The following is a 23,326-nucleotide window of genomic DNA, read 5'->3' on the forward strand; positions in this document are numbered from 1 at the left end:
ATGATGAAAAAAATAACACATTACCTTGCTTCTATTACGTTGTTTAGCTGTATTGGCTTTTCTGCCTTTGGCGATGATCTCGATATCTATCTAGGGAATGCTAGCAATGCGGTTACTTATAACCCCAATGTGCTCTTCATTATGGACTCATCGGGTAGTATGGGATCTTACGATAACACCAGCCAGACCAGAATGCTCCGGGTGCAAAATGCGCTAAAAGACGCGCTGCGCTCTGCCACAAACATTAATGCCGGACTGATGCGCTTCTCTGATTATGGCGGGCCAATCCTTTATCCGATCCGTAATATTGACGAGGCGGTGCGTCCTGAAATTATTATTTCAACTAACGACGATAACCATGATGCCCATGAAATAAATGGTAGTGTGACTACTGACAGCAACGATCTGATATTAAGTAGTGGCACACAAACCGTAACTTCTGGTTTACGCTTTACTGATTTAAACATACCGCAAGGGGCCACTATTTTAAGTGCTAATATCCGCCTCACCTCTGAGAGGTTTAATGTTGCAGGAACTTCTCTTGTCATTTCAGCTGAAGCATCTGCTTCCAGTACCGCGTTTTCTTCTACCAGCAATAATCTAAGCGAAAGAGCCAAGACAGCCGCCAATGTCGAATGGTCGACTGATAACAGCTTTCCCGCCTCTGGAGAGGTTATTACCACGCCAGATATTAGTGCAGTAATACAAGAAGTTGTGGATTTGTCTGCGTGGTGTGGCGGAAAAAATTTAAATATTCTGATCGAAGGATCAAGTACGGATGCCGCTAGTGGTCGAGAGGCAAGGGCGAGTGATGTGGGGCAAAGCGGCGCACCTCAATTAGTCGTATCATATGACGATTCTACGGCGACGGGGTGCGTGCAAGGCGAGGGTATTTACCAGGTTGGTAACGCTAAAGATAACTCTGAAGAGGATTATAATGGCTACCCTAACACCGGTGGCGAGCTTACTTTTAGTTCTTATTACAATGACTACATCGGCGTGCGCTTTAGAAATGTCAATATTCCACAGGGCGCAGAGGTTACAGAAGCATATTTAGAGTTTACGGCATACAGTACTAGAACTTATGGAAATGCGAGTATGCGAATTCGAGGTGTGGCCGATGATGATGCATCCGATTTTCATCCCAATAGGCGCTACCGCTTACGGAATCTTCCAAAGACCTCTGGCATTACGTGGTCAATGCCCAACTTCTACAACAATAACGATTATCGAACGCCCGATATAAGCAGTATTGTTAAGCAAATCGTTGACCGTTCTGGTTGGCAGTCAGGCAATGATATGGCTTTTGTAATGGACGATTTCGTGTCGTATAGAGGAGCGCATACCTACAATTCGCCATCTAAAGCGCCAAGACTAGTTGTTAAGTTTAATGGCGCCGCTACGCCTGGCGCTACAGCCTCGGTACGCGAACACTTAGTCAGTAAGATTGATGAGTTGAGCGCGAACGGATTTACACCAATCGTAGATACGCTTTTAGAAGCAACAAATTACTATGGCGGACGAAATGTCGATTATGGTCGAAAGCGTGGAGAAAGCGATGTAAATTCATCAGTAAGACGGAGTACGCGGGTAAGTCATCGAAGCTCCTACATTGGTGCAGATTCCATTTTACCGTCTGGATGCACAGAAGATAATTTATCCGACAGTGATTGCGTGACCGAACAAATTCCTACGCCAGCGACTTATATATCCCCTGTTTCTGACTTACAGTGCCAAACCAACAATCACATAGTACTGCTGTCTGACGGTGAAGCGAATAACAATCATAGTGTGTCTAAAATCCAGACGTTGTTGGGTAAAAGCTGTACCGGTAGTGGCGGTGAAAAGTGCGGCCTTGATTTGGTTAAAAACATCAGCGACACCTCTACATCGGTTATTGGGCCAAGAGTTATAACGCACACGATAGGTTTCGCAGCGAATAATACCGCTAATAACTTCCTTAACCAACTTGCGCTGCAAAGTGGCGGAGGTTTCTACCAAGCAGACAACAGCACTGATTTGCTTGAAGCGTTCAACACTATTCTACGTTCTGTGAAAGACGTGAACGCAACATTTGTTTCTCCTGGTGTTGCGGTGAACCAACTGAACCGCCTCACCCACAGAGATGAGCTGTATTTCGCACTATTTAAGCCCAGCGAAGGCGCAATTTGGCCAGGCAATTTGAAACGCTATCGGTTAAGTGGTGACCAAATTCTCGATAAGAACAGCCACAGTGCGGTAGATAGTGAAACCGGGTTCTTCGCTGAAAATTCACATAGCTACTGGTCAACACTTGCCGACGGTAGCGAGGTGAGTGAAGGTGGTGCAGCTAGTCGTTTGGGAATAAATCGTAACATTTATGTGTTTGATAGTGTGGGCACTATCGTGGATGAGGACAATGCGCTTCATGAGGATAACTCTTCTATTACAACCGCAGATCTCGCCATTCAAAGTGAAGCCGACGCGAATGAGTTGAGAGATGCGATATTAAAGTGGGCGCGCGGTGTCGATGTTAAAGACAGCAATGGCAATGGCAGTACAAGCGACTATAGAACGCAAATGGGTGACCCTATTCATTCACAGCCAATTATTGTGAATTACGGCACTAACGATTCGGCCATTTTCGTTGCAACTAACCAAGGAATGCTTCACTCGTTTGACACTGCTACCGGCGAAGAAAACTTTGCCATTATGCCAAAAGAACTGCTGCAAAACTTGCATCACTTCTATAAAGATACTCCATCGTTAGACCATGAATATGGAATAGATGGTGATATGGTTCTTCGAACTGTGGAAGACAAGAAGTATCTTTATGTAGGCATGCGTAGAGGCGGCCGTAACTATTATGTCTTTGACGTTACAGCGAAAGACTCACCTAAGCTAAAATTCAAACTGAGTGGCGGAGACGGAGCCCTCACTAAGCTTGGTCAAACATGGTCAAAACCAACCATAACCAAAGTAAATATGGGCGGTGTGGTAAAAAATGTGATGATTGTTGGGGGCGGTTATGACGATGCTCAAGATGACCGCTCGTTAAGAGCTAACGATGTAGTTGGCAACGCCGTCTACATGTTTGATGCTGATACCGGAAGTCTGCTCTGGCATGCCAGTAACGAGAATTCTGACCTTGATTTAGCTAACATGACTTACAGCATTCCTGGGCGTATTTCTGTCATCGACAGGGATAATGACGGGGAAGCCGATCATATGTATATCGCTGATACAGGCGGCCAGCTGTTTCGCCTAGACATCTATAACGGTGAGTCTGGCGCTAACTTTATTAAAGGCGCACGCATTGCTGACTTCGGTGGCGATACCGAAGAAACCAATCGCCGTTTTTACTATGGTCCGGATGTAACGGAAATCGCGTTAGGTGATGAATTGTATTATGCCGTCGCGCTGGGGAGCGGATGGCGCGCATCTCCACTTGATACAATAGTAGAAGACAACTTCTATATGCTAAAAGATAGCGGCGTTTTTAAACGCGATGAAAACGGCAGATATACTTACATGGAAACGGTCACCGAAAGTAAAATGTATAATGCAACTAGCCATGCATTAAACAGTAGCGATGAAAATGAACGTGCATTAGCAGCCGCAGCTTTTGCCAATAAAGACGGGTGGTATTTGAACTTAACAACGAATGGCGAGAAAGTACTGTCTTCTCCCCTTATTATTGACTACAAAGTGTTTTTTACTACTTATGTTCCGGCTGTAAGTAGCACAAGCGCCTGTGCACCGCCTACTGGAAGTAGTCGCGCCTACTTGGTTAGTATGTTCAACGGCAATGCTGTCACAGATGTGAACAATGACGGTGAGGTAAATGGCGATGATCGCGTTGCTGACCTGAAGCAAACCGGTATTGCACCTGAAACCAAAATACTCATCGAAGATATTGTTAGCCCGGTTGTCTGCCTAGGCACCGAGTGCGTGTCTGCAGTAATCGAGGTTGATGAAGACGGTAACGACGAAGACTGTGCCAGCGCATTTGAATGTTTAGCTGAAAACATCTACGGACGGTTTGAACGTATTCAGCGCGGTAGCTGGCATTCGGAAACAGAAAGGGAATAATCATGAAGTTCAAAAAACAGTCGCGCGGATTTTCACTTATTGAATTGATGATAGTGGTGGCTATTGTCGGCATAATCGCTGCCATTGCCTATCCGTCGTATCAGGGGGTGATCGCTGACGGATATCGTGGTACGGGTCAGGCCGACCTATTAGGCTTAGCGTCTGCGATGGAGCGGCATCACAGTGGTTCTTTTAGTTACAAAGGCGCAGGAGCTAGTGGGAGTGACACGGGGGCCCCTTCAATTTTCGCAACGCATTCGCCTTCCTCCGAGCCGGCGGCAAGCCGTAGGTATAATTTAACTATCCAATCTGCAAGCGCAACTGATTTTGAGTTAAGAGCAACCCCTGTCTCGGGCTCGGGTCAAGCTTCAGATGGTACCCTTTACTATTTTAGCGATGGTAGAAAAGGGTGGGACAAAAACAATAATGGCTCCCTTGAAGCTAGTGAATATTGCTGGTCTTGCTAAAGCTTAATTGATGCACCACATTATTTCACCTTAGCAAGTCATAATGGGCTAAGGTGTGATTGTCGGTATACCAAAAACTGCAATATCCTCCCAGCGTTGATCTACATCATCTTGCGTGTGGGCCAATCTCGCAGTATTTAACTGTTGTGTCTGTTCGACTTGTGACTTTAACGTTGCCAGCCAAAGCCCCCGCGTTTTAATTTCGCTAGTAAGTAGATAAGCACTGGAGCTCATAAAAATAAAAAGCGCTATGAGTATTTCTATTAATACTCCGCCGTTGCATGCATTGCATGGGGGAGAAAATAAGCTATCACTTCCAGGTGCAGCCAAGGGTTTAGCTGACAATACGCTTATGAATTCTTTTTGATTTGGTTTTTTAATCGATATCATACCAAGTTCCCGGAACAGGGATTATTTTCCCCATCTCAGTGCCAGCCTGTAGATTTCTAAGAACTTGCGCTGAGGGCGTCAACAGGCCACTAATCTGCATTTGCAACTGAACATTAGACACGAATGCGCCTTCAATGGAGCTTGAAGGGGCGAGGTGAAGTTTATGGGTAGCTGCAGTTGTCGAAAGCATGACGATTAGCCCAAAGAAATGCGTATTCGCACTTATAGTAAGATCGCCATTTACCACGATTAGCAGGGTAGGCGCGGAACTCGATGTATGTGATAGGTCACTATAAGTTAACGCGCAATCTCCATTTATCCAATAGACGGTGGCATCCACCAAGTTCTGGCAATGAGAAGCTGTCACGCTATTTGGAAAAAATGCTGAAGTTAGCTCGGCCATATTGCGATTGAATAACCAATGAGTCAGTTGGTTATCCCATGAAAATAGCTGAGCTGCGGTTGGCAGTCTTAGAAGAGCAGGGTAACGAAGGAAATTAGCTTTATACTTAATGCTTTCTGTACTGTGAGAAACGCTTACTTCGTAGTGGGTTAGCAGCTGCTGTTCATCACCCTTTAGGCTTTGTTCGTGTACTGTAGTTGATAAATTAGGTTTGCTTGTAGTGCTTAGTACCGTTGAAATGCTTTTTGTCCTAAGCGCCATCGCTACACGCTTAAGTTGTTTCTTTAATATCGCGCGAGAGCTTGCGCTATCTTGTCTAATTTTCTGTATGGCATAGTACTGCTGAACGTTTTGCGATGTAGTTATGGTAGAAAACGTTACTACACTTAGAAGTATGGCGACAATTGTGAGGACCGCCATACCTTGTTGTTTCCCCGTTGAAAAGTAAGGCTTGCACATCAAGCCTTTTCTGTACGTGGTGATATTCTTCCTTTCTACTAGTGCTTTATCTCTCATTAACCACCTCAACCACGAATGTTTTGTTTGCTGCTATGTTTGGGTTCATCAAACTCTGTATGCTTATATTAATTTCATAAGCCGCGCCCCAACTGCTTTTGTGCAATACATTTGCAGCGAATTGAGTCACTTCGATAGTCTTCGGGTCGGTCAAATCAAACCATCCCCCTTGCGCACAGGTTTTTCCTCCCACTCTGTATTCAATTGACTTATCGTGCAGTCGATACCCAAACATTTCGTCCTGCGCGGCGGAAATAGCGCCGCTGCGATTTTTGTCATAGGAAAACGTAATGCAGCTATTTGGCGCTTCACCAGCGCGGTGATCAAGAGTCACGTTTGGTAGTGAACGACTGGTACTTGCAAGAGTTAAAAACGGCGTAAGTAAAGTGTTATTTTCAATAAATCCAGCCCTGCTTAGATGCCGTGAAATAGTATCCTGTAGTGCTCGCGCGTCTTCTTCTATAGAAGTGGCGTGCTGAAGCGACGATAAGCTCACGTTGGACTGAACACTGTATGTCGTTATCGCTGTTATTATTATGCTTGACAGAGCGCAAGCCACCATAACCTCTGTAATACTATGGCCGCGACTTTTATTTATATTTGAGCGGTTTAACATCTTTGAGAAAATTAGCATGGCGGAATGCCTGTTATGTGCTGCTCACTACATAACTTCACGCGCCCCAGGGGACTAACGGTTACTTTAGCTGCAAAATGGTTACTGGATAGCTTAAATGTGGTGGCGCTGCCGAAATTAAGTGTACCGTGTCGATTGAAAGCTATGGTTTTGTCTTTTGCATTCAGTGTTGTTAGCTTTGAATTCCATTTGGTGGGAAGCTCCCAATACGCGGCATCATTTTGCGCGCAGAGCCGGTATGTTGAACAAGTACAGTTTTCATCGTCACTGATTATTACGCAACTCGCATTTTCAAATTTTGTGATTAGGTAAAAAGGCTTTTTACTGGTAAGTGCATAGATACGCGCTTGCTTGGCAGAGCTAGCTAATTGAGACCCGAAATGTTTGAAATCATTGCGTTCAAGCCACGCTTGAAATGAAGGAACCGTGCTCACCGACAATATACCTGTAATACAGATAGTGATAAGTAATTCAATGAGCGACATGCCTATTGCGCGCCTGTCCCCACTATTTTCTCTTTTTATATTCTTTCCATCAGGAAAAGCCATGCGCGAGTCCAGTAATAGTGCTAGCGATAAATTGATAGGCTTAATGTACTGAAAAACTTACTGAGAGAAAGCTGTACTATGGAAGGGAATGGCATTGGGTTAGACAGGCAAAATTTTAGGGCTGGATTTACACTAGTTGAGGCACTAGCTGTGCTGGCGATTGTCAGTGTATTGAGTTTGGCAACGACTAGAGCGATTATTTCAACTTGGCAATTAAGCCAAGTAAATCAAGTTAAAGCGTACTTGTTATCAATACAGTCGATGCAGTCGAGAAGTTGGTTAGAAACTGGCGTTTACCTACCGTTAACCGCACTCCCTCAAGCCAATATAGACAAGGTCAGCATTGCGCAAACAATGAGTCAAAGCGGTGAGTATGAAGTGGTAGCTACGCTCTTATTTAAGAAGCAGGGTGAAAATTGTAGGACTATAAAAATCAGTGAAACGTCGTTGGCACCAAGAGAATGCTGGTAACATCGTAATAGGTATGGCCTATCAACTGCGCATACCAGTCACGACTGGAAATTGTGAGAATTTACTGCAACTATTAACTACAAGACAGCGCATTGCCATCTAAGTCTTCTTTTTTACCATCGCCGTCACTGTCTACAGCTACTGAAATTCTTCCGTACAAAGAAAGTAAAAGAGCAGACGCATAGTCGTCGTCATTGTCCTTAGGACACAACGTAATTGTTGCTGCAGTACTGATTGCGCCTTGCTCATCAAAAGACAAGCTTCCTGTTACACCGTAGATAGCGTTTGCAGAGTTTAGCGGATCGCTCGCTATAATAAGCGCCTCGCTATTGTCACGGCTACCATTTCCGTTTGTATCTACAAATACCATTTTCGCTTTTTTCCAACTGTTGGTGCAGGCCTCGTAATTTTCTGTTGGGCATAAAACAACACTGGCTTGTTCGTCTACTGCGGTAAACCTGGCTCGCTGCACCACGGCACTTAAATTATTAATATCTGAAGTAATTCTATTTTTGATAAGAACGCTTTGTATACTTGGCGCGACAGTAGTAAGAATAATCGTCAACACAGCAACGGCGACAAGCATCTCCAGCAGCGTAAGGCCTCTTTGATTAATAAAGGCTTGTGAATGTTGTTTTAATTTTGTTCTTATCATTGTGAGGTTGCTACTTTCCAAACTTTACTAAATCTTAGCTTATAAATTGCGCCGAACAAACGGCAGGTAAAGCTAATGCTCGTTGAGTGTCTAAGCCACTAGTACTGACCTTGAGCTAAAAACATCGCCACTTTAAATCTACTTTTTTATTCTATCTTTGATGTAATGAAACTACGCGATAAATATGCATTACTCGCCTATATTTTAGGGTAAACTAAACTCCGACAATAAAGGTATGTTTTACCGTGATATCGCATCGTTGACCATACGCCTTACGGTTAACTATCTCACACGGCTTATGCTTACGCTTTAAAATAATTACATCAAGAAAAGCTGTGCTTACCATTGCGAATAAGTACAGGGTTATTCAAATGATACGGGGATACCACTAACATCTAACGTGATGTTGTCGTAGAATCGGGTTCCAGGACGCCTCAAAAATACGTGGATATTATAATGCAAAAACAAGCAGTTATTGATGAAATGAAAGTGCTGCCTGAAATCGATGTGGAATATGAAGTTGCACGTCGAGTATCGTTTATCAAAAAGCAGTTGCTTACCTCTGGTTTGAATTCACTGGTGCTGGGTATTAGTGGCGGCATTGATTCATGTACGTTGGGTCGTTTGGCTCAATTGGCTGTAAATGAATTAAATGACGAACATCACGAAAACTACCAGTTTATTGCAGTCCGCTTGCCTTATGATACACAAGCTGATGAAGAAGATGCGCAGAAATCTATCGATTTTATTCAGCCCTCTCACTCTCTTTCCGTGAATGTAAAACCTGGTGCAGATGCTATTCATGCCTCTACTTCACAAGCGCTTGCCAGTGCTAATCTTCTTCCTGACAATGAAGCGAAACAAGACTTTGTGAAAGGGAATGTTAAAGCACGTACTCGTATGGTTATACAATATGAAATTGCGGGAATGGTTGACGGGCTGGTTTTAGGTACAGATCATTCGGCTGAAAATATTACAGGGTTTTACACCAAGTACGGTGATGGAGCGTGTGATTTAGCTCCGTTATTCGGACTTAGTAAGCGCCAAGTACGTGCAGTGGCTGCCCATTTGGGTGCACCGCATAATGTGATCACCAAAGCGCCAACCGCTGATTTAGAAAGCCTGTCGCCACAAAAAGCTGATGAGCAAGCGCTAGGCATGTCTTACGACCAAATCGATGACTTTTTGGAAGGCAAGCCTGTTTCTGCAGAAGTGGAAGAGAAATTGCTCTATATTTATGAGCGTACACAGCATAAGCGTGTGCCAATTCCAACAATTTACGATGAGTTGTAGTCATGAAAAAAATTGAAGCTATCATTAAACCGTTCAAAATGGACGATGTTAGGGAAGCGCTAGCTGAAGTCGGTATCGCAGGGATGACAGTGTCTGAAGTGAAGGGGTTCGGTCGCCAGAAAGGTCACACTGAACTCTATCGCGGTGCAGAGTATCAAGTAGACTTCCTACCTAAAATCAAAATTGAGCTTGTGCTAGATGATGACCGCGTTGAACAAGCAGTTGAAGCTATTCAAACGTCAGCTAAGACAGGTAAAATCGGCGACGGTAAGATCTTCGTTTACAGCGTCGAAAGTGCAGTACGTATTCGTACTGGTGAGCAAAACGAAGACGCGATTTAACGTGTAGTATACCATTCCTGCATTCCCATGCTTTGCTAGGAAGCTTGCCAGCGCCTTCCGAGTGGGCAATTATCTATGCAAAATGGTATTGCTTAACAAATGAAAAAGGAGCCGATGGCTCCTTTTTGTTTATACAGATTCAATATTTATTGAAAAGTAAGTGGGGAATAGCTTAGTGGTCGTGGCCACAACCGCCTTCGCTGTGCACATGACCGTGCTCAAGCTCTTCTTGCGTAGCTTCACGCACGTCAACAACCGATACGTCGAAAGTTAACGGAATACCGGCAAGTGGGTGGTTACCATCAACAACAACCTCTTCGTCAGTTGTTTCAATAATAATTACCGATTGCTCGCCCTGAGGTGTAGTTGCGCGGAAAGACATACCCACTTCAACATCCATACCATCAAACATTGAGCGTGGTACGGTTTGCACAAGTTCGTCAGCACGTTCACCGTATGCTTTTTCAGGGGTTACTGAAACGTTGAAGCTATCTTCCTTCGATTTACCAATAAGTGCATCTTCTAGTCCTTCAATTAAGAAGCGACGGCCTAGTAGTACTACTAGTGGCGATTTCCCTTCTGAAGAGTCTAGCGTTGTGCCGTCTTCGGTAGATACGGTGTAATGTAGCGTTACAACGCTGTCAGAAGTAATTGTCATAACAAATCCTATCTTGGCCCTTTCAGAGTTCAGGGCAATAAATGTAATGCAGTAAACACTGCTTATCGACGTTTTTTCACAATATTGCTAGCTTTCTGCTCAATACTGTACGGCAAAGCATTAGGGTAACAGGTAATGGCGTTATTATCAGCCAATCTATGCAAATCTTCACTGGTGGTGTCGTTGTTTAGCACGGCAATAAACCAGGTTTCATCATCAAGCAACGCTACATTGAGTATTTTGCCTGCTATACGCCAATTTTCACCCAACTGCTTTTCTAATGCATCGCCAGGTTTAATATCTAGGTTACCTTCAAGCTTAAAGCTGTAGGCGGCGCGTTTGTTTTTCCCCAGAAAGCGGGTTCGCGCAACCACCTCTTGCCCCATATAGCAGCCTTTATCAAAGTCGATACCGTTGAGCGCCTGCACATTAATCATCTGGGGCACGTATTCCGCCACTGCGTCGCCTTGCACTGAAGCGTGTACGCTTTGAATTTGTATAGCGTCAAACACGGTTTGGGGATAGCAAGAAAGGGTATGCGTTTCTATTAACGAATTTATTTGCTTTGCGCCATTTTCATCTAAAAGAACAATAATTCCTTTGCAGCTAGTATTTGCAACATAAGCAACGCCGTGTTCGCTCTCGACCTTTTTAAGAGAGCCATTGTCAGGAGTATCGCTCTCAAGAAGGCGTTCCACTTCGTTTTCGGAGAAAAGCTGGCTTAACGCTGCCTTTACTTCGTTAGTTTTCACCGCATCAAACGAAATAAAGTAAGCGCTGTATGTTTGTGTGTCGTCGAGAATATCAACCTTAGAGAATACACCGTACTTATTAAGCTGCGCTAATGAATGGCTACCCGCATCTTCATTGGTAACCAACAATAATTTATTTAAATGACGAGTTACGTACCCGGTAGACCAGGTTTTGCCTTTATTATCACAATGGGCGAAGTGTCTGGCAGTATTTTCGTCTAGCTTATTAATGTTGACCGTAATTTGCCCTTGCAGGTAACTGTCGGCCTGTTCTCCTTCCAAAGAAATTATCATGGCATTTGAAAGCTCGACCACAAATTCACTTGGAAGACTTTGTAATGATGCGATAGATGTCATATTCACCACTGTAAAATTCGCTGTATGTACTCAAGGTATGGTAAAACCATCAATATTCAAGGGCAATACATGGGAATGTGCGCAGATTAAGTTCTATTTAGTTTGCCTATCTGACCAAAAGAGCAGTGATCCCCACGCATAGGGCATGGTATTATTGTTAGCGAATAAAAAACGGTATGAAAGACATATGTTTGAACCAAAAAGATTAGCGCGATTAAAGTGGGCGTGTCGCAGAGGCATGCTAGAATTAGACGTACTTTTACTTCCTTTTGTGGAAGAAGCCTTCGATTCTTTAAGTTATGAAGATCAAGAAACATTTGAACGTTTACTTACCAGTGATGACCCTGATTTGTTTGCATGGATCATGGGACACCAGAAGTGCGAAGACCCTGAACTAGCCGCCATGGTGGCGACTATCGTCAACCGTGTCAAAGTATAGAATTTGCATTACACACAATAGGTTTAGAAGGTTATTTGGGGAAGTATGCGTTGCTGTTTGTCTTTTCGCAGCATTGTGCAGCTTTCCTCAATACTTGTGGTCTTGGCTGAGCTTCTCAAAATTGATAGCGCTTGTTGCTGTTGCAACTACGTTAGTTATTTTCTGGCGTCTTTATGACGCGTTTAGTAACAAAGTTTCTGCTACCCAATACGCTATCTCATTGACCAGCGATGGTATTATCCGGGTTGTTGACGACAGCACGCTCCCACTGGATTTGCAAAGTACGCCAAAGGGGAGCGTGTTAGTTGATGCTCAGGTCGACGGCACATCAATGAACATTCATCATTCTTCCCAGCTTTTTACTTGGGGGCTGTGTATCAATGTGCCGCGCCAAAAACGCAGATGGTTTGAAAAAGATCATAGCCATCTCGCTTGGATCTTAAAAGGTGAGTGCTGCGAAGCAGACTATCGCCGGTTGGCTAGAGCCATTATCTTGGCCCGAAAAGCAATGCCTTAAAGGAATTTAAAAGATGTTTCGTGAGTATATAAAAGCGTTATTTAAACGCGTTGACGCCAGGCAGCTTATGCAGTTTAAACCGCCTACGTTGCCTCAGCGCATCTATACCAAAACGCTCAATGTCGACAATGTGCACTACGCTTCTTTTTGTCAGGAAGTTGACTGGCCGGCAAATGAGCATGCCCATCCACTTTATTTACAAATGCTTTCCTTACCATTGCAAATGCAGTGCTTGCTGGACAAACAAAGCCCATTTCCTTTGCTTGGCCTTATCCACGCCGCTAACAAAGTATCGGTAATAGACCATTGCGACTTAAGCGAACCCTTTGAATGTCGGGTGCGCTTTCACGAAGTGAGACCGCATAACCGAGGTTGGGAAGTGGATGTGATGTTAGAAGTGCTGCAGGCAGGGAACCTGGTTTACAGGGCGGTAAGTAGTTACTTAGTGAAGGTTAAAGCCGTTCATGTTGCGCCACTGGGTGCTAAAAATGACTTTCATGACGATTGTGAACTAGAGAATAGGGCGCTCATCGGTGAAATTGGTGCTTCGGCTAATACAGGTCGCCGCTATGCAAAGCTTTCTGGTGACTATAACCCTATTCACTTGTCTGCAATATCTGCCAAAGTATTTGGGTTTAAACAGCCTATAGCACACGGCATGTGGACATTGTCACGCGCTGTGTCGGCGTTTGTAAGTCATCAAGACTCTAGACAGTCTATGAGCGTAAAAGAAGTAAACTGCCGCTTTAGAAAGCCCGTGTTTTTGCCTTGTGACATTCACATTCAACAACACTGTAAAACAGATAATAGTGTGCTTATAGACGTTACCGATAGTAATGACAGCCTTGTGCACTTATCCGCTAGCCTAGCGTTTAATCAGGCTTAGCTTGACGTTTAATTAGGCTTGAAAAGGTAAGGTAAAAGCAGTCAATTAGTTGAGATTGATGTTTACTGAATAGTGAAAAGAGAGCATGCGATTTTAGCTCTCTTTTTATTTGATGCTTTCTATTGAGCGCTAATTAGAACTTTTGGTCTTCATCCATTTTGGTTTAGCGGCCATGTTCCGCAGTTTCATTTAACACAGCGCGCTAAATGAAACTGCGTGAATGCTCAAATTCTTCTTCAATCCGATATAGACCATTATCTTTATACTAGTCGGCATCAGCGAAGCTGTCTTGAGTAATTAGCGAGCCAACGTCAGCACCAGAGAGTTGTTTTTTTGGAATAAGAACTGTTGGCGTCGGGTTGTTTACTTGCTCAGGGTGATCCAAATTAAAGTGTAACCCTCTGCTTTCTTTTCGCTCCATCGCGCATCGTACTATGAGTTCTGCAACCGTAACCAGGTTTCGAAGCTCTAGCAGGTTATTACTCACTCTGAAGTGTGAGTAATATTCAGTAATCTCTTGCTCTAGTAACTTAATTCGACGCATGGCACGTTCAAGTCGCTTATCTGTTCGCACAATGCCCACGTAGTCCCACATGAACAGCCTAAGTTCATGCCAGTTATGTTGAATGATGACTTCCTCATCCGAGTTAGAAACCTGGCTCTCATCCCAAGGCGCAATAGGCTCTTCACAGTCTGCACTGGGAAGATTTTTTATAATATCTTCGGCTGCAGCGCTCGCAAACACCACGCATTCAAGTAAAGAGTTAGACGCCATACGGTTAGCACCATGTAGACCTGTGTAAGCTACTTCACCGATTGCATACACGTTATTCAGATCGGTTTTGGCATTAAAGTCGGTCATTACGCCGCCGCAGCTGTAGTGCGCCGCGGGCACGACAGGGATAGGTTCACGGGTTATATCGATACCAAGCGAGCGGCACTTACGATAAATATTAGGGAAGTGCTTAACAATAAAGTCAGCGGGCTTATGACTGATATCCAAATACATGCAGTCAGCGCCCAATCGCTTCATTTCATAGTCGATTGCGCGGGCAACGACGTCGCGCGGCGCGAGATCGCCACGCTCATCGAATTTGTGCATAAAGCGGGTGCCGTCGGCGTGGCAGAGGTTGGCACCTTCGCCGCGCAGCGCTTCTGTAATCAAAAAGTTACGTGCCTGCGGGTGGAATAAGCAAGTAGGGTGGAACTGATTGAATTCCATGTTTGCTACACGGCAGCCTGCGCGCCATGCCATGGCAATGCCGTCACCGCTCGACACATCGGGGTTCGATGTATACTGATAGACCTTACTGCCACCGCCGGTCGCCAATGCAACGAAAGGAGAGCGAATTACTTCAACGTGCTCTTGTTGCCTATTCCAAACATAGGCACCCACCACGCTGTTCTTTTCTTCTTTTGACGGAATAAGGTCTATAGCGTTATAACGCTCAAACACGTGAATGTTTGGGTGAGTCGATACTGCGTCATTTAACGTAATTTGAAGCGCTTCGCCTGTGGCGTCGGCGGCGTGAAGAATGCGACGATGACTGTGTCCTCCCTCGCGGGTAAGGTGAAAGCGTTCCTCACCAGATTCACTTTTCTCTGTATCAAACGGCACACCGTAGCCGATAAGCCACTCAAGTGACGCCTTTGCTCGTTCTGCGGTAAATCTTACAGCAGGCTCTTCGCATAGCCCTGCGCCTGCGGCAAGCGTATCTTTTACGTGTGCGTCTATAGAGTCTTGTTCATCGAATACTGCGGCAATACCACCTTGTGCATAGCGGGTAGAGCCCTCATTGCGGTCACTTTTACTAAGTACAATAACCTGACAATGGTCAGCAAGCTTAAGCGCTAAGCTCAATCCTGCTGCGCCACTCCCAATAATCAATACGTCACAACGATGTTCTATTGCATTTGATGTGGAAGTTAGTGAAGACGATACAGATTTCATGTATTTTTATATCAATTCAAACGAGCAAAGGTTCGGCAAGTCTAAAGGATGAGTAGCAAAACACAATCATTCTTGCCCTCTGACTTAAGCATTTTTTAAAATATTTAATGCTTTTACAGAACTTTTGTAAAAAGAACGCGTCTACACACATGCTTGTTAGAGCTATGGTGTAGTTGAAGTAGGGAGTAATGGCTCGAATGAGCGAGCAGATAACCGACCAACAACTGGTCGAAAAAGTACAGCGTGGCGATAAAAATGCGTTCAACTTATTGGTAACTCGTTATCAACACAAAGTAATGCACCTTGTTTCTCGCTATGTAAAAAATACCGGTGACGTTGCTGATGTAACGCAAGAAGCGTTTATTAAAGCATATCGTGCCTTACCTAATTTTCGCGGCGACAGTGCATTTTACACTTGGTTGTATCGGATTGCGGTAAACAGCGCCAAAAACTATCTTGTATCTCAGGGGCGTAAACCGCCTGCAAGCGATGTCGATGCTGATGAAGCTGACTTTTACGAAGGTAGCGATGCTTTAAAAGAGCAATCAACACCTGAGCGAAGCTTGTTATCTGAGGAAATCGAAGAAACTCTGTTTAAGGTAGTTGAGAAGCTGCCGGACGATTTACGCATGGCGATTACGCTGCGCGAAATTGAAGGGTTGAGCTATGAAGAAATCGCGAATGTAATGTCGTGTCCTGTGGGTACGGTGAGATCCCGTATTTTTAGGGCTCGCGAGGCGATTGATAAAGTTATTCAACCGTTGTTAGAAAATTAAAAAGAAATAAAATCAAAAAAAGATGAACTTTCTTTTTTCCACGATGACTAACAGCTGTGTTAGGGTAGTTAACGATCACTTTGATCTGGAAATGAATATATGACGCAACAGCAAGAAAAATTGTCCGCATTCATGGATGGTGAGATAGAAGGCAATGACATTATCGATGCAATTAAGCACGATGAAGCGCTTCAAGCCAAATGGCAACGTTACCATGTATATCGCGGTGCAATGCGTAAAGAAGCAAGTGTTGCCCCACAGTTGGACATCACCGCAAGCGTAGCTGCTGCGCTTGAAAACGAGCCAGCGATAGTTGCACCTAAACGCTCGCGCTGGAAGTCGATGCCATTGATTGGCAATGTCGTTCCTTTTGCGAAGCAGTCAGGCCAGTTTGCAGTAGCCGCATCGGTGGCAGTGGCAGTTATCTTTGGTGTTCAATACACTAATCAAGAAGCGCCTACCGAGCCATTTATGACAGCGCCAACGATTGCTCCTCAAGGTGGATTGTCTCCAGTGAGTTTGGAACAAACCAGAACGTTACCGCGTAACGACATGAATGAAATGCTTGAGAAAAAGCGCAAAATTAATGCATTGATTGCTGATCATGAGCAGCAAATAAAGCTTAAGCAAGCGCAAGAGGACGAGGGTGAAAGCGAAACAAGTGGACCAAAGCGCCCATAAGTTATCGCAGCCAGTCAACATTAGTTGGAATGTGCTTTCGCAAGTGAATTGTGACTGACATACATTTCATATTTTAATCATACCAGCATATACTGCTGGTATGTTTGTTTTAAGGCGGGAAAAAATGCGCTGTAGTTCTATCCTTGCACTTTTTTTCATTTCGGGCACGGCTATTCAGCCCACTGTTGCCCAAACTGCTTCGCTGAGCGAAGAAACGAAAGCTCCTATTGCTCCAGTCGAAAACGTGAATGATGGCGACGTTGAATTAGACGCTAGCTCAGAATCAAACACAAGGGCTGGCCGACTAGATGAAGCTGATCAAGAGGAAGCAGTGCAAGAAGACTTGATTCAAGAGCAACTTGAACAAAATCGAAGCGAGCAAAATGCATCTGCTTCTCTCGCGCGCGAGCCTCAATCGGCCAACCAGTGGCTAGCTGAACTTCAAAACATTATAACCAATGCCAATTTCCAAGTGTCTTTTGTGCAAACTATTGCAGGGAAGGAAACCGTTCCTTATTTGTGGCGCCACGGGATAATGGAAGATGGCTCTGAATTAGAGCAGTTAAATCTTCAAAATGGACCAGGCCGCGAGCTCATTCGTGTGAACGATGTGGTGAGTGTATTTGAGCCAGATGTACAACCCTATAGTTTGCGCTCGAAGCACATTAACGGGCCTATTCCTAGTGCGCTACTTTATCACCCTGAACAGCTAGCTGAAGCTTATGAGTTTGTAGCGGTGGGCCGAGCTCGGGTAGCAGGGCGTTCAGCGCAGCAGATACGAATAGTCAGCCGAGATAATACGCGATTTGGCTACCAGCTTTGGCTGGATGAGTCATCTGGCATGTTGCTCAAACTGAACATGCTTGATTTGCAAGGGGCGCTATTAGAACAAATTCAGGTCACGGCATTTGCGATATCTGCAGAGCCTGCAGAATATTTCTCACGCATAAATTCGGCGTCGTTACCCGCGCCCATGGCGCTAAGCAATACGCCAAATCGTGCACACAAATGGGACGTCACCTATTTGCCGGCTGGCATGCGAGAAATAAAACAAGATACAAGACGACTGGCCTTAACAGGTCAGGTTGTAGAATATAAACTTTTCTCAGATGGATTGGTTGACGTATCTGTGTATGTTCAGCCTGCGGAAGATGCGTTAGGTGAGACGCTGGCGCTGCGTAATGAAGTGAGTACGTTTTTAACGTTAACAGACGGCAAGGCGCAAGTGACAGTGGTGGGAGAAATACCCTTGCAAACCGCTAACGCTATTGCTACGTCTTTACGCCCCGTCAGCAGTGCAAGTGAATAACCGCGCGATTGAGTAACAATGATAAGAGAAACCGCCACCGTAGTTGCCGTTAATGGCGATACGGTCACCGTAGAAGCAGCGATTAAGTCGACCTGTAACGCCTGCCAAGCACAAAGTGATTGTGGTACCGGCGTTATTTCTCGTGCGCTTGCACCGAAAACGCAGCAGTTGACGCTGCGCACTCCCATGCCTGTGCGGGTTGGCCAAGAAGTGATTGTAGGTATACCGGAAGCAGGTATTTTAAGTGCATCGGCTTGGTTGTATTTGCTACCGCTCATTGCGTTTATCGGGGCATATTCGGTGTCTATATCATTACTTAGTAGTAACGGCTTTACTCACGAGTTATGGGCCATGCTGCCAAGTGGATTAGTAACCTTCTTTACCTATAAGTTAATTGCTTACAAGTTGCGTCGTGTAGAACGTACAAAATATCAACCTGTGCTATTGGGTCAACAAGACAACAGTGCAGTAGAACATTGATTTTTTGAAGGGCTTTACGCTACTCATTTTTTAATACGGGACTGTTTTATAAAAGGCCGGTTTATATGAGGCCAATTTATACGAGGCCATTTTGCACGAGATTATAGCGTTAACTCACGCTCATCAATGTAGTCAAGTTTTGAGATAGGACGAGGAAGTCACGTCAGGTTGCCACTTCCATTCGTTATGTTTCTTGAAAGTAATAAATTTTCCACCACGCCAATTCGCTTTTCGTGCAAGAAATGGGTAAAATCCGCACGCGCTGCGTATAACCCTTGAAGCAAGGCAAGCAGCATTTTTTTGTTTAATGAATTTTTCTGCAGGTAATTTCCAGCATTATGCAACAATCGCACATTCGTAACTTCAGTATTATCGCCCACATTGACCACGGTAAGTCTACGCTGTCAGACCGTCTAATCCAGCATTGTGGAGGGCTAACAGACCGTGAAATGGCTGAACAGGTTCTCGACTCAATGGACCTAGAAAAAGAGCGCGGTATTACTATCAAAGCGCAAAGCGTAACGCTGAACTACGAAGCGCGCGACGGCGAAACTTATCAGCTTAACTTCATCGACACTCCTGGACACGTTGACTTTACCTACGAAGTATCTCGTTCTCTTGCTGCCTGTGAAGGTGCGCTTTTGGTTGTTGATGCAGGTCAGGGCGTAGAAGCACAGACATTGGCAAACTGCTATACCGCCATCGAGATGGATATGGAAGTAGTGCCTGTACTAAATAAAATCGACCTGCCTCAGGCCGAGCCAGACCGCGTTGCAGAAGAAATTGAAGATATTGTTGGTATCGATGCACTGGACGCTGTGCGCTGCTCAGCAAAAACCGGTATCGGTATTGAAGATGTACTTGAAGTCATTGTAAATAAAATCCCGCCGCCAGAAGGTGACCGCGAAGCGCCACTTAAAGCGCTGATCATCGATTCTTGGTTCGACAACTACCAAGGCGTTGTTTCACTGGTTCGTATTGTCGAAGGCGAGTTGACCAAGAAAGACAAAATTCAAATTATGTCAAATGGTCAAACGCATCAGGTTGACAAAATTGGTGTATTTACGCCCAAGCCACTCGATACAGGCACATTAAAAGCTGGCGAAGTAGGCTTTATCATCGCAGGAATTAAAGATATCCAAGGCGCGCCTGTGGGCGACACCATTACCTTGGCACGTGAGCCAGCTGACGCAATGCTTCCGGGCTTTAAAAAGGTTAAACCTCAGGTTTATGCCGGTATTTTTCCAATAAGCTCTGATGACTACGAAGACTTCCGTGACGCCCTGGCGAAACTAAGCCTGAATGACGCTTCACTGTTTTATGAGCCAGAAAGCTCCGCCGCGCTAGGTTTTGGATTTCGTATTGGTTTCCTTGGCATGCTACACATGGAAATCATTCAAGAGCGTTTAGAGCGTGAGTATGACTTGGGTCTTATCACTACTGCGCCAACGGTAATTTACGAAGTAGAAACAACCAAGGGCGAAATCCTTACCGTAGATAGCCCGGCTAAGCTACCTCCGGTAAACGATATTGCAGAAATTCGTGAGCCTATGGTTGAAGCCAACATTCTTGTGCCACAAGAATACCTAGGCAACGTAATTACGCTTTGTGTTGAGAAGCGCGGTATGCAAACCAACATGACATACCACGGTAAGCAAGTTGCGGTAACTTATGAGCTGCCAATGGCAGAAGTGGTGCTCGATTTCTTCGACCGTTTGAAATCGACCAGCCGTGGTTTTGCATCGCTTGATTACAACTTTAAGCGTTTCCAGACATCAGACATGGTGCGTGTTGATATTCTAATTAACGGTGAACGTGTAGACGCGTTAGCGGTAATTACGCACAGAGAAAACTCTCAAGGCCGTGGTCGTGAGCTGGTCGAAAAGCTTCGCGAGCTTATTCCACGACAAATGTTCGATATCGCTATTCAGGCAGCTATCGGTAACCATATTGTTGCAAGAAGTACAGTTAAACAGCTACGTAAAAACGTAATCGCGAAGTGTTACGGCGGTGACGTAAGCCGTAAGAAGAAACTACTTCAAAAGCAGAAAGAAGGTAAAAAGCGAATGAAGCAAGTGGGTAATGTTGAATTGCCACAAGATGCGTTCCTTGCAGTATTGAAGGTGGGCAAATAATGGCGAATTACTTCTCCTTGATTTTGGTGGCACTCACCTTAATAACAGGATTAATCTGGCTAGTGGATAGCCTAGTGTTTGCGCCAAAGCGAAAAGCACGTTTACAGGCTGCGGCAACCGCAGAAGGGGCGCGCTATGGAGAAGATCCTCAACTGCCGTACTTAGTTGATACTTCGCAACAGATTTTCCCTGTTATTGCCTTCGTTTTGGTATTGCGCTCGTTTTTATATGAGCCTTTTCAAATTCCATCAGGTTCTATGATGCCTACCTTACTGGTTGGTGACTTCATCTTGGTTGAAAAGTTTGCGTACGGCGTGAAAGACCCGGTCTTCAGAACTAAGCTCATTGAAACCGGCGTTCCTGAGCGTGGTGATGTGGTGGTTTTCAAATACCCTGAAGACCCATCAATTGACTACATTAAACGGGTAATTGGTTTACCGGGCGATACTGTGGTTTATCAAAATAAACAGGTTTATATCAAACCGAAGTGTGAGACTGGCAACAACTGTCCTAAATTGAAAGCCGTACCGCTGACGTTCCAAGAGCGTGGTGAGTTCGTACAGGACATGGCGCAGCTTATGCGTTACACCGAAGATTTAGGCACAGTAGAGCATGACATTTTGCGCCACCCAGTACGCGAGATTTCGCCAGTTAATTTTTATACCCAGCCTGGAACGCGTAGCAATGAGTGGATTGTGCCAGAAGGTCAGTATTTCGTGCTAGGCGATAACCGAGACAACAGCCGCGACAGCCGTTTCTGGGGTTTTGTGCCAGATGCAAACTTGGTTGGAAAAGCGGTGGCGATTTGGATTTCATTTGAATTTGAGCGCAGCCCGTCAGACTTCCTTCCAACGTGGGTACCAACAGGTGTTCGATTTGAGCGAGCAGGTGGCATTCATTAATGCAGGGAATTGATAAATATCGTCGTCTGTACAAGGCGATAGGCTACACATTTACCAATGAAGCTTTATTGGAACAAGCGCTTACTCATCGTAGTGCGGCCAAGCAGCACAACGAGCGACTTGAATTTTTGGGTGACGCTATTTTAGGGATGATTGTTGGGGAAACGCTGTTTAAGCGATTCCCAACTGTGCCAGAAGGCAAGCTTACCCGCATGCGCTCTACTTTGGTTAAAGGAGACACACTGGCAGAACTTGCAAAGGAAGCCAGTGTGGGTGAACTGCTAAACTTAGGGCCCGGTGAGCTCAAAAGTGGTGGTCATCGCAGAAGTTCGATTTTAGCCGATGCCGTTGAAGCTATTTTAGGGGCTATTTACCTTGATTCCGGTATGGACGAGGTACGAGGCGTTATAGACCGTTTATGGGAAACCCGCATAAACAAACTAGACCCTAATGCCCACCCTAAAGACAGCAAAACACGTCTTCAAGAGTTTTTACAAGGTCGTAAACAAGCGCTGCCAACCTATGAGGTGTTGTCTATTTCAGGGAAAGATCACGCACAAACATTTGAAGTTAGCTGCAAGGTAGAAAGCTTACCAGAAGCCGTAGTGGCGTCTGGCAATAGCCGCCGAAAAGCAGAACAAGAAGCTGCTCGTTTAACATTGGAGAAGCTTGATGACAACGCATGATGAATCGAATTTGCCTGAAATGCCTGATATTCAAACTCGCTGTGGCCTAGTTGCCATAGTAGGCCGCCCTAATGTGGGTAAATCGACCTTGCTTAACCGCTTGCTAGGGCAAAAGGTAAGTATTACTTCGCGTAAACCGCAAACTACTCGCCACCGCATTCTTGGTATAGACACCGACGGTGATTATCAAGCGATTTACGTCGATACCCCAGGGCTTCACCAAGACGAAAAGCGCGCGATCAACCGCTATATGAACCGCGCGGCATCAAGCTCTTTGGCTGAAGTTGGCCTTGTGCTTTTTGTTGTAGAGGGCGACCGATTCAACGCCGAAGATGAAATGGTATTAAGTAAGGTTAAACAAGCAAACCTTCCTTGCTATCTCATCGTAAACAAGATGGATAAGGTTGAAGATAAAGAAAACTTTATGGTTCACCTTAAAAAGCTTGGCGAAAAGCACCCGTTTGAGCACATGATCCCTATCAGTGCTAAACAGGGCCGAATGGTTGACGAAATTAGAGAGTTGGTGGCCAAGTCGCTACCTAAAAGTGAGTTTTTCTTCCCAGAAGATTACATCACTGACCGCTCAAGCCGTTTTATGGCTGCTGAAATCATTCGCGAAAAGCTTATGCGCTTCACCGGCGATGAACTGCCTTACTCTACTACTGTGGAAATTGAGCAATTCAAAATGGCAGACAACGGTGTTTATCGTATCAGCGGTCTGATTTTGGTAGAGCGTGAAACCCAAAAACGCATGATCATCGGTAAAGGCGGAAAGCATTTGAAAACCATTGGTGAGCAAGCGCGTAAAGATATGGAAAACTTGTTCGACAACAAAGTATTTCTAGAACTTTGGGTGAAAGTGAAACAAGGCTGGGCAGACGATGAACGTGCTCTGCGCTCTCTAGGTTACGGTGACGACAGTAACTTCTAGTTCACGCCTATATTATCTTTATAACGCTAGTTAGCTTTAACTGGCGTTATATTAGGCAAAGATAGTGAGTTAGCATC

At 44.9% G+C, this 23,326-nt stretch carries 24 protein-coding genes; 16 read left to right on the top strand and 8 right to left on the bottom strand.

Features of this window, described 5'->3' with window-relative positions; all coding sequences use genetic code 11:
- Window positions 1-3 precede the first annotated feature (3 nt).
- Both ACX5KA_RS00165 and ACX5KA_RS00170 read left to right on the top strand, forming a co-directional pair.
- Complete coding sequence (locus ACX5KA_RS00165; RefSeq protein WP_458730169.1) at window positions 4-4,071, top strand: PilC/PilY family type IV pilus protein; 4,068 nt, start codon at window positions 4-6, stop codon at window positions 4,069-4,071.
- A 2-nt stretch (window positions 4,072-4,073) separates the two neighbouring features.
- Entirely contained in the window at window positions 4,074-4,538 is a 465-nt protein-coding gene (locus tag ACX5KA_RS00170) for a type IV pilin protein (RefSeq protein ID WP_039216971.1), read from the top strand.
- Between the two features lie 48 nt (window positions 4,539-4,586).
- Here ACX5KA_RS00170 and ACX5KA_RS00175 read toward each other — a convergent pair whose 3' ends face one another.
- From ACX5KA_RS00175 to ACX5KA_RS00190, 4 genes are all read right to left on the bottom strand, one after another.
- Window positions 4,587-4,928, bottom strand: a complete 342-nt coding sequence (locus tag ACX5KA_RS00175; protein WP_458730170.1) for a hypothetical protein — start codon at window positions 4,926-4,928, stop codon at window positions 4,587-4,589.
- Window positions 4,915-5,847, bottom strand: coding sequence for a hypothetical protein (locus ACX5KA_RS00180; protein WP_458730171.1), 933 nt, complete (start codon window positions 5,845-5,847; stop codon window positions 4,915-4,917). The genes ACX5KA_RS00175 and ACX5KA_RS00180 overlap by 14 nt, the downstream gene beginning before the upstream one ends.
- The gene (locus ACX5KA_RS00185; RefSeq protein ID WP_458730172.1) at window positions 5,837-6,343 is read right to left on the bottom strand and encodes a potassium:proton antiporter; all 507 of its coding nucleotides are present in this window, start codon (window positions 6,341-6,343) and stop codon (window positions 5,837-5,839) included. The genes ACX5KA_RS00180 and ACX5KA_RS00185 overlap by 11 nt, the downstream gene beginning before the upstream one ends.
- Window positions 6,344-6,474: 131 nt before the next feature.
- A complete protein-coding gene (locus tag ACX5KA_RS00190) occupies window positions 6,475-7,029 on the bottom strand; it encodes a pilus assembly FimT family protein (RefSeq protein WP_458730173.1) in 555 nt (184 codons plus the stop codon).
- A gap of 78 nt (window positions 7,030-7,107) precedes the next feature.
- Between ACX5KA_RS00190 and ACX5KA_RS00195 the strand changes: the two genes are divergently transcribed.
- Window positions 7,108-7,500: a prepilin-type N-terminal cleavage/methylation domain-containing protein gene (locus ACX5KA_RS00195; RefSeq protein ID WP_458730174.1), complete on the top strand. Its 393-nt coding sequence runs from the start codon at window positions 7,108-7,110 to the stop codon at window positions 7,498-7,500.
- A gap of 73 nt (window positions 7,501-7,573) precedes the next feature.
- On the opposite strand, the gene ACX5KA_RS00200 is transcribed toward ACX5KA_RS00195, so the two are convergent.
- On the bottom strand, window positions 7,574-8,155 hold the full coding sequence (locus ACX5KA_RS00200) for a GspH/FimT family pseudopilin (protein WP_458730175.1): 582 nt from the start codon (window positions 8,153-8,155) through the stop codon (window positions 7,574-7,576).
- A 456-nt stretch (window positions 8,156-8,611) separates the two neighbouring features.
- Between ACX5KA_RS00200 and nadE the strand changes: the two genes are divergently transcribed.
- Window positions 8,612-9,448 (top strand): ammonia-dependent NAD(+) synthetase, encoded by an 837-nt coding sequence (gene nadE, locus ACX5KA_RS00205; protein WP_039216980.1) that lies wholly within the window; start codon window positions 8,612-8,614, stop codon window positions 9,446-9,448.
- Between the two features lie 2 nt (window positions 9,449-9,450).
- A complete protein-coding gene (locus ACX5KA_RS00210) occupies window positions 9,451-9,789 on the top strand; it encodes a P-II family nitrogen regulator (RefSeq protein WP_039216983.1) in 339 nt (112 codons plus the stop codon).
- 172 nt (window positions 9,790-9,961) lie between these two features.
- On the opposite strand, the gene ACX5KA_RS00215 is transcribed toward ACX5KA_RS00210, so the two are convergent.
- Window positions 9,962-10,447, bottom strand: coding sequence for an FKBP-type peptidyl-prolyl cis-trans isomerase (locus tag ACX5KA_RS00215; RefSeq protein WP_039216984.1), 486 nt, complete (start codon window positions 10,445-10,447; stop codon window positions 9,962-9,964).
- A 62-nt stretch (window positions 10,448-10,509) separates the two neighbouring features.
- Window positions 10,510-11,556 (bottom strand): CAF17-like 4Fe-4S cluster assembly/insertion protein YgfZ, encoded by a 1,047-nt coding sequence (gene ygfZ, locus ACX5KA_RS00220; RefSeq protein ID WP_458730176.1) that lies wholly within the window; start codon window positions 11,554-11,556, stop codon window positions 10,510-10,512.
- 187 nt (window positions 11,557-11,743) lie between these two features.
- Here ygfZ and ACX5KA_RS00225 point away from each other — a divergent pair, with 187 nt between their 5' ends.
- From ACX5KA_RS00225 to ACX5KA_RS00235, 3 genes are all read left to right on the top strand, one after another.
- On the top strand, window positions 11,744-11,995 hold the full coding sequence (locus ACX5KA_RS00225; RefSeq protein WP_014950112.1) for an FAD assembly factor SdhE: 252 nt from the start codon (window positions 11,744-11,746) through the stop codon (window positions 11,993-11,995).
- 121 nt (window positions 11,996-12,116) lie between these two features.
- A complete protein-coding gene (locus ACX5KA_RS00230; RefSeq protein ID WP_458730177.1) occupies window positions 12,117-12,512 on the top strand; it encodes a hypothetical protein in 396 nt (131 codons plus the stop codon).
- Window positions 12,513-12,525: 13 nt separating this feature from the next.
- Window positions 12,526-13,398 carry a MaoC family dehydratase gene (locus ACX5KA_RS00235; protein ID WP_458730178.1) on the top strand — a complete coding sequence of 291 codons (873 nt, stop codon included), beginning with the start codon at window positions 12,526-12,528 and terminating at the stop codon, window positions 13,396-13,398.
- Between the two features lie 265 nt (window positions 13,399-13,663).
- Here ACX5KA_RS00235 and nadB read toward each other — a convergent pair whose 3' ends face one another.
- A complete protein-coding gene (gene nadB, locus ACX5KA_RS00240) occupies window positions 13,664-15,349 on the bottom strand; it encodes an L-aspartate oxidase (RefSeq protein WP_052235389.1) in 1,686 nt (561 codons plus the stop codon).
- 197 nt (window positions 15,350-15,546) lie between these two features.
- On the opposite strand from nadB, the gene rpoE reads away from it, so the two are divergent.
- The 8 genes from rpoE to era all read left to right on the top strand — a co-directional run bounded on the left by rpoE (window position 15,547) and on the right by era (window position 23,249).
- Window positions 15,547-16,125 (top strand): RNA polymerase sigma factor RpoE, encoded by a 579-nt coding sequence (gene rpoE, locus ACX5KA_RS00245; protein WP_012518957.1) that lies wholly within the window; start codon window positions 15,547-15,549, stop codon window positions 16,123-16,125.
- Window positions 16,126-16,224: 99 nt separating this feature from the next.
- Window positions 16,225-16,806 carry a sigma-E factor negative regulatory protein gene (locus tag ACX5KA_RS00250; RefSeq protein WP_039216996.1) on the top strand — a complete coding sequence of 194 codons (582 nt, stop codon included), beginning with the start codon at window positions 16,225-16,227 and terminating at the stop codon, window positions 16,804-16,806.
- Window positions 16,807-16,930: 124 nt separating this feature from the next.
- The gene (locus ACX5KA_RS00255) at window positions 16,931-18,115 is read left to right on the top strand and encodes a MucB/RseB C-terminal domain-containing protein (RefSeq protein WP_039216999.1); all 1,185 of its coding nucleotides are present in this window, start codon (window positions 16,931-16,933) and stop codon (window positions 18,113-18,115) included.
- A gap of 18 nt (window positions 18,116-18,133) precedes the next feature.
- Window positions 18,134-18,595, top strand: a complete 462-nt coding sequence (locus ACX5KA_RS00260) for a SoxR reducing system RseC family protein (protein WP_039217001.1) — start codon at window positions 18,134-18,136, stop codon at window positions 18,593-18,595.
- Between the two features lie 338 nt (window positions 18,596-18,933).
- Window positions 18,934-20,730, top strand: coding sequence for a translation elongation factor 4 (gene lepA, locus ACX5KA_RS00265; protein ID WP_039217007.1), 1,797 nt, complete (start codon window positions 18,934-18,936; stop codon window positions 20,728-20,730).
- Window positions 20,730-21,632 (top strand): signal peptidase I, encoded by a 903-nt coding sequence (gene lepB, locus ACX5KA_RS00270; RefSeq protein ID WP_458730179.1) that lies wholly within the window; start codon window positions 20,730-20,732, stop codon window positions 21,630-21,632. Before lepA ends, lepB begins: the two co-directional genes overlap by 1 nt.
- Complete coding sequence (gene rnc, locus ACX5KA_RS00275; protein ID WP_101565228.1) at window positions 21,632-22,318, top strand: ribonuclease III; 687 nt, start codon at window positions 21,632-21,634, stop codon at window positions 22,316-22,318. Before lepB ends, rnc begins: the two co-directional genes overlap by 1 nt.
- Before the next feature lie 19 nt (window positions 22,319-22,337).
- Window positions 22,338-23,249, top strand: coding sequence for a GTPase Era (era, locus tag ACX5KA_RS00280; RefSeq protein ID WP_014950102.1), 912 nt, complete (start codon window positions 22,338-22,340; stop codon window positions 23,247-23,249).
- The last annotated feature ends 77 nt before the right edge of the window (window positions 23,250-23,326 follow it).

This window comes from Alteromonas alvinellae, from assembly GCF_902705805.1.

What these genes read in the sequence shown, in the direction of transcription:
- ACX5KA_RS00165 (WP_458730169.1), top strand. Translation starts at nt 4, where the DNA reads ATGAAAAAAATAACACATTACCTTGCTTCTATTACGTTGTTTAGCTGT.
- ACX5KA_RS00170 (WP_039216971.1), top strand. Translation starts at nt 4,074, where the DNA reads ATGAAGTTCAAAAAACAGTCGCGCGGATTTTCACTTATTGAATTGATG.
- ACX5KA_RS00175 (WP_458730170.1), bottom strand. Translation starts at nt 4,928, where the DNA reads ATGATATCGATTAAAAAACCAAATCAAAAAGAATTCATAAGCGTATTG.
- ACX5KA_RS00180 (WP_458730171.1), bottom strand. Translation starts at nt 5,847, where the DNA reads ATGAGAGATAAAGCACTAGTAGAAAGGAAGAATATCACCACGTACAGA.
- ACX5KA_RS00190 (WP_458730173.1), bottom strand. Translation starts at nt 7,029, where the DNA reads ATGGCTTTTCCTGATGGAAAGAATATAAAAAGAGAAAATAGTGGGGAC.
- ACX5KA_RS00195 (WP_458730174.1), top strand. Translation starts at nt 7,108, where the DNA reads ATGGAAGGGAATGGCATTGGGTTAGACAGGCAAAATTTTAGGGCTGGA.
- ACX5KA_RS00200 (WP_458730175.1), bottom strand. Translation starts at nt 8,155, where the DNA reads ATGATAAGAACAAAATTAAAACAACATTCACAAGCCTTTATTAATCAA.
- nadE (WP_039216980.1), top strand. Translation starts at nt 8,612, where the DNA reads ATGCAAAAACAAGCAGTTATTGATGAAATGAAAGTGCTGCCTGAAATC.
- ACX5KA_RS00210 (WP_039216983.1), top strand. Translation starts at nt 9,451, where the DNA reads ATGAAAAAAATTGAAGCTATCATTAAACCGTTCAAAATGGACGATGTT.
- ACX5KA_RS00215 (WP_039216984.1), bottom strand. Translation starts at nt 10,447, where the DNA reads ATGACAATTACTTCTGACAGCGTTGTAACGCTACATTACACCGTATCT.
- ygfZ (WP_458730176.1), bottom strand. Translation starts at nt 11,556, where the DNA reads ATGACATCTATCGCATCATTACAAAGTCTTCCAAGTGAATTTGTGGTC.
- ACX5KA_RS00225 (WP_014950112.1), top strand. Translation starts at nt 11,744, where the DNA reads ATGTTTGAACCAAAAAGATTAGCGCGATTAAAGTGGGCGTGTCGCAGA.
- ACX5KA_RS00235 (WP_458730178.1), top strand. Translation starts at nt 12,526, where the DNA reads ATGTTTCGTGAGTATATAAAAGCGTTATTTAAACGCGTTGACGCCAGG.
- nadB (WP_052235389.1), bottom strand. Translation starts at nt 15,349, where the DNA reads ATGAAATCTGTATCGTCTTCACTAACTTCCACATCAAATGCAATAGAA.
- rpoE (WP_012518957.1), top strand. Translation starts at nt 15,547, where the DNA reads ATGAGCGAGCAGATAACCGACCAACAACTGGTCGAAAAAGTACAGCGT.
- ACX5KA_RS00250 (WP_039216996.1), top strand. Translation starts at nt 16,225, where the DNA reads ATGACGCAACAGCAAGAAAAATTGTCCGCATTCATGGATGGTGAGATA.
- ACX5KA_RS00255 (WP_039216999.1), top strand. Translation starts at nt 16,931, where the DNA reads ATGCGCTGTAGTTCTATCCTTGCACTTTTTTTCATTTCGGGCACGGCT.
- ACX5KA_RS00260 (WP_039217001.1), top strand. Translation starts at nt 18,134, where the DNA reads ATGATAAGAGAAACCGCCACCGTAGTTGCCGTTAATGGCGATACGGTC.
- lepA (WP_039217007.1), top strand. Translation starts at nt 18,934, where the DNA reads ATGCAACAATCGCACATTCGTAACTTCAGTATTATCGCCCACATTGAC.
- lepB (WP_458730179.1), top strand. Translation starts at nt 20,730, where the DNA reads ATGGCGAATTACTTCTCCTTGATTTTGGTGGCACTCACCTTAATAACA.
- rnc (WP_101565228.1), top strand. Translation starts at nt 21,632, where the DNA reads ATGCAGGGAATTGATAAATATCGTCGTCTGTACAAGGCGATAGGCTAC.
- era (WP_014950102.1), top strand. Translation starts at nt 22,338, where the DNA reads ATGCCTGATATTCAAACTCGCTGTGGCCTAGTTGCCATAGTAGGCCGC.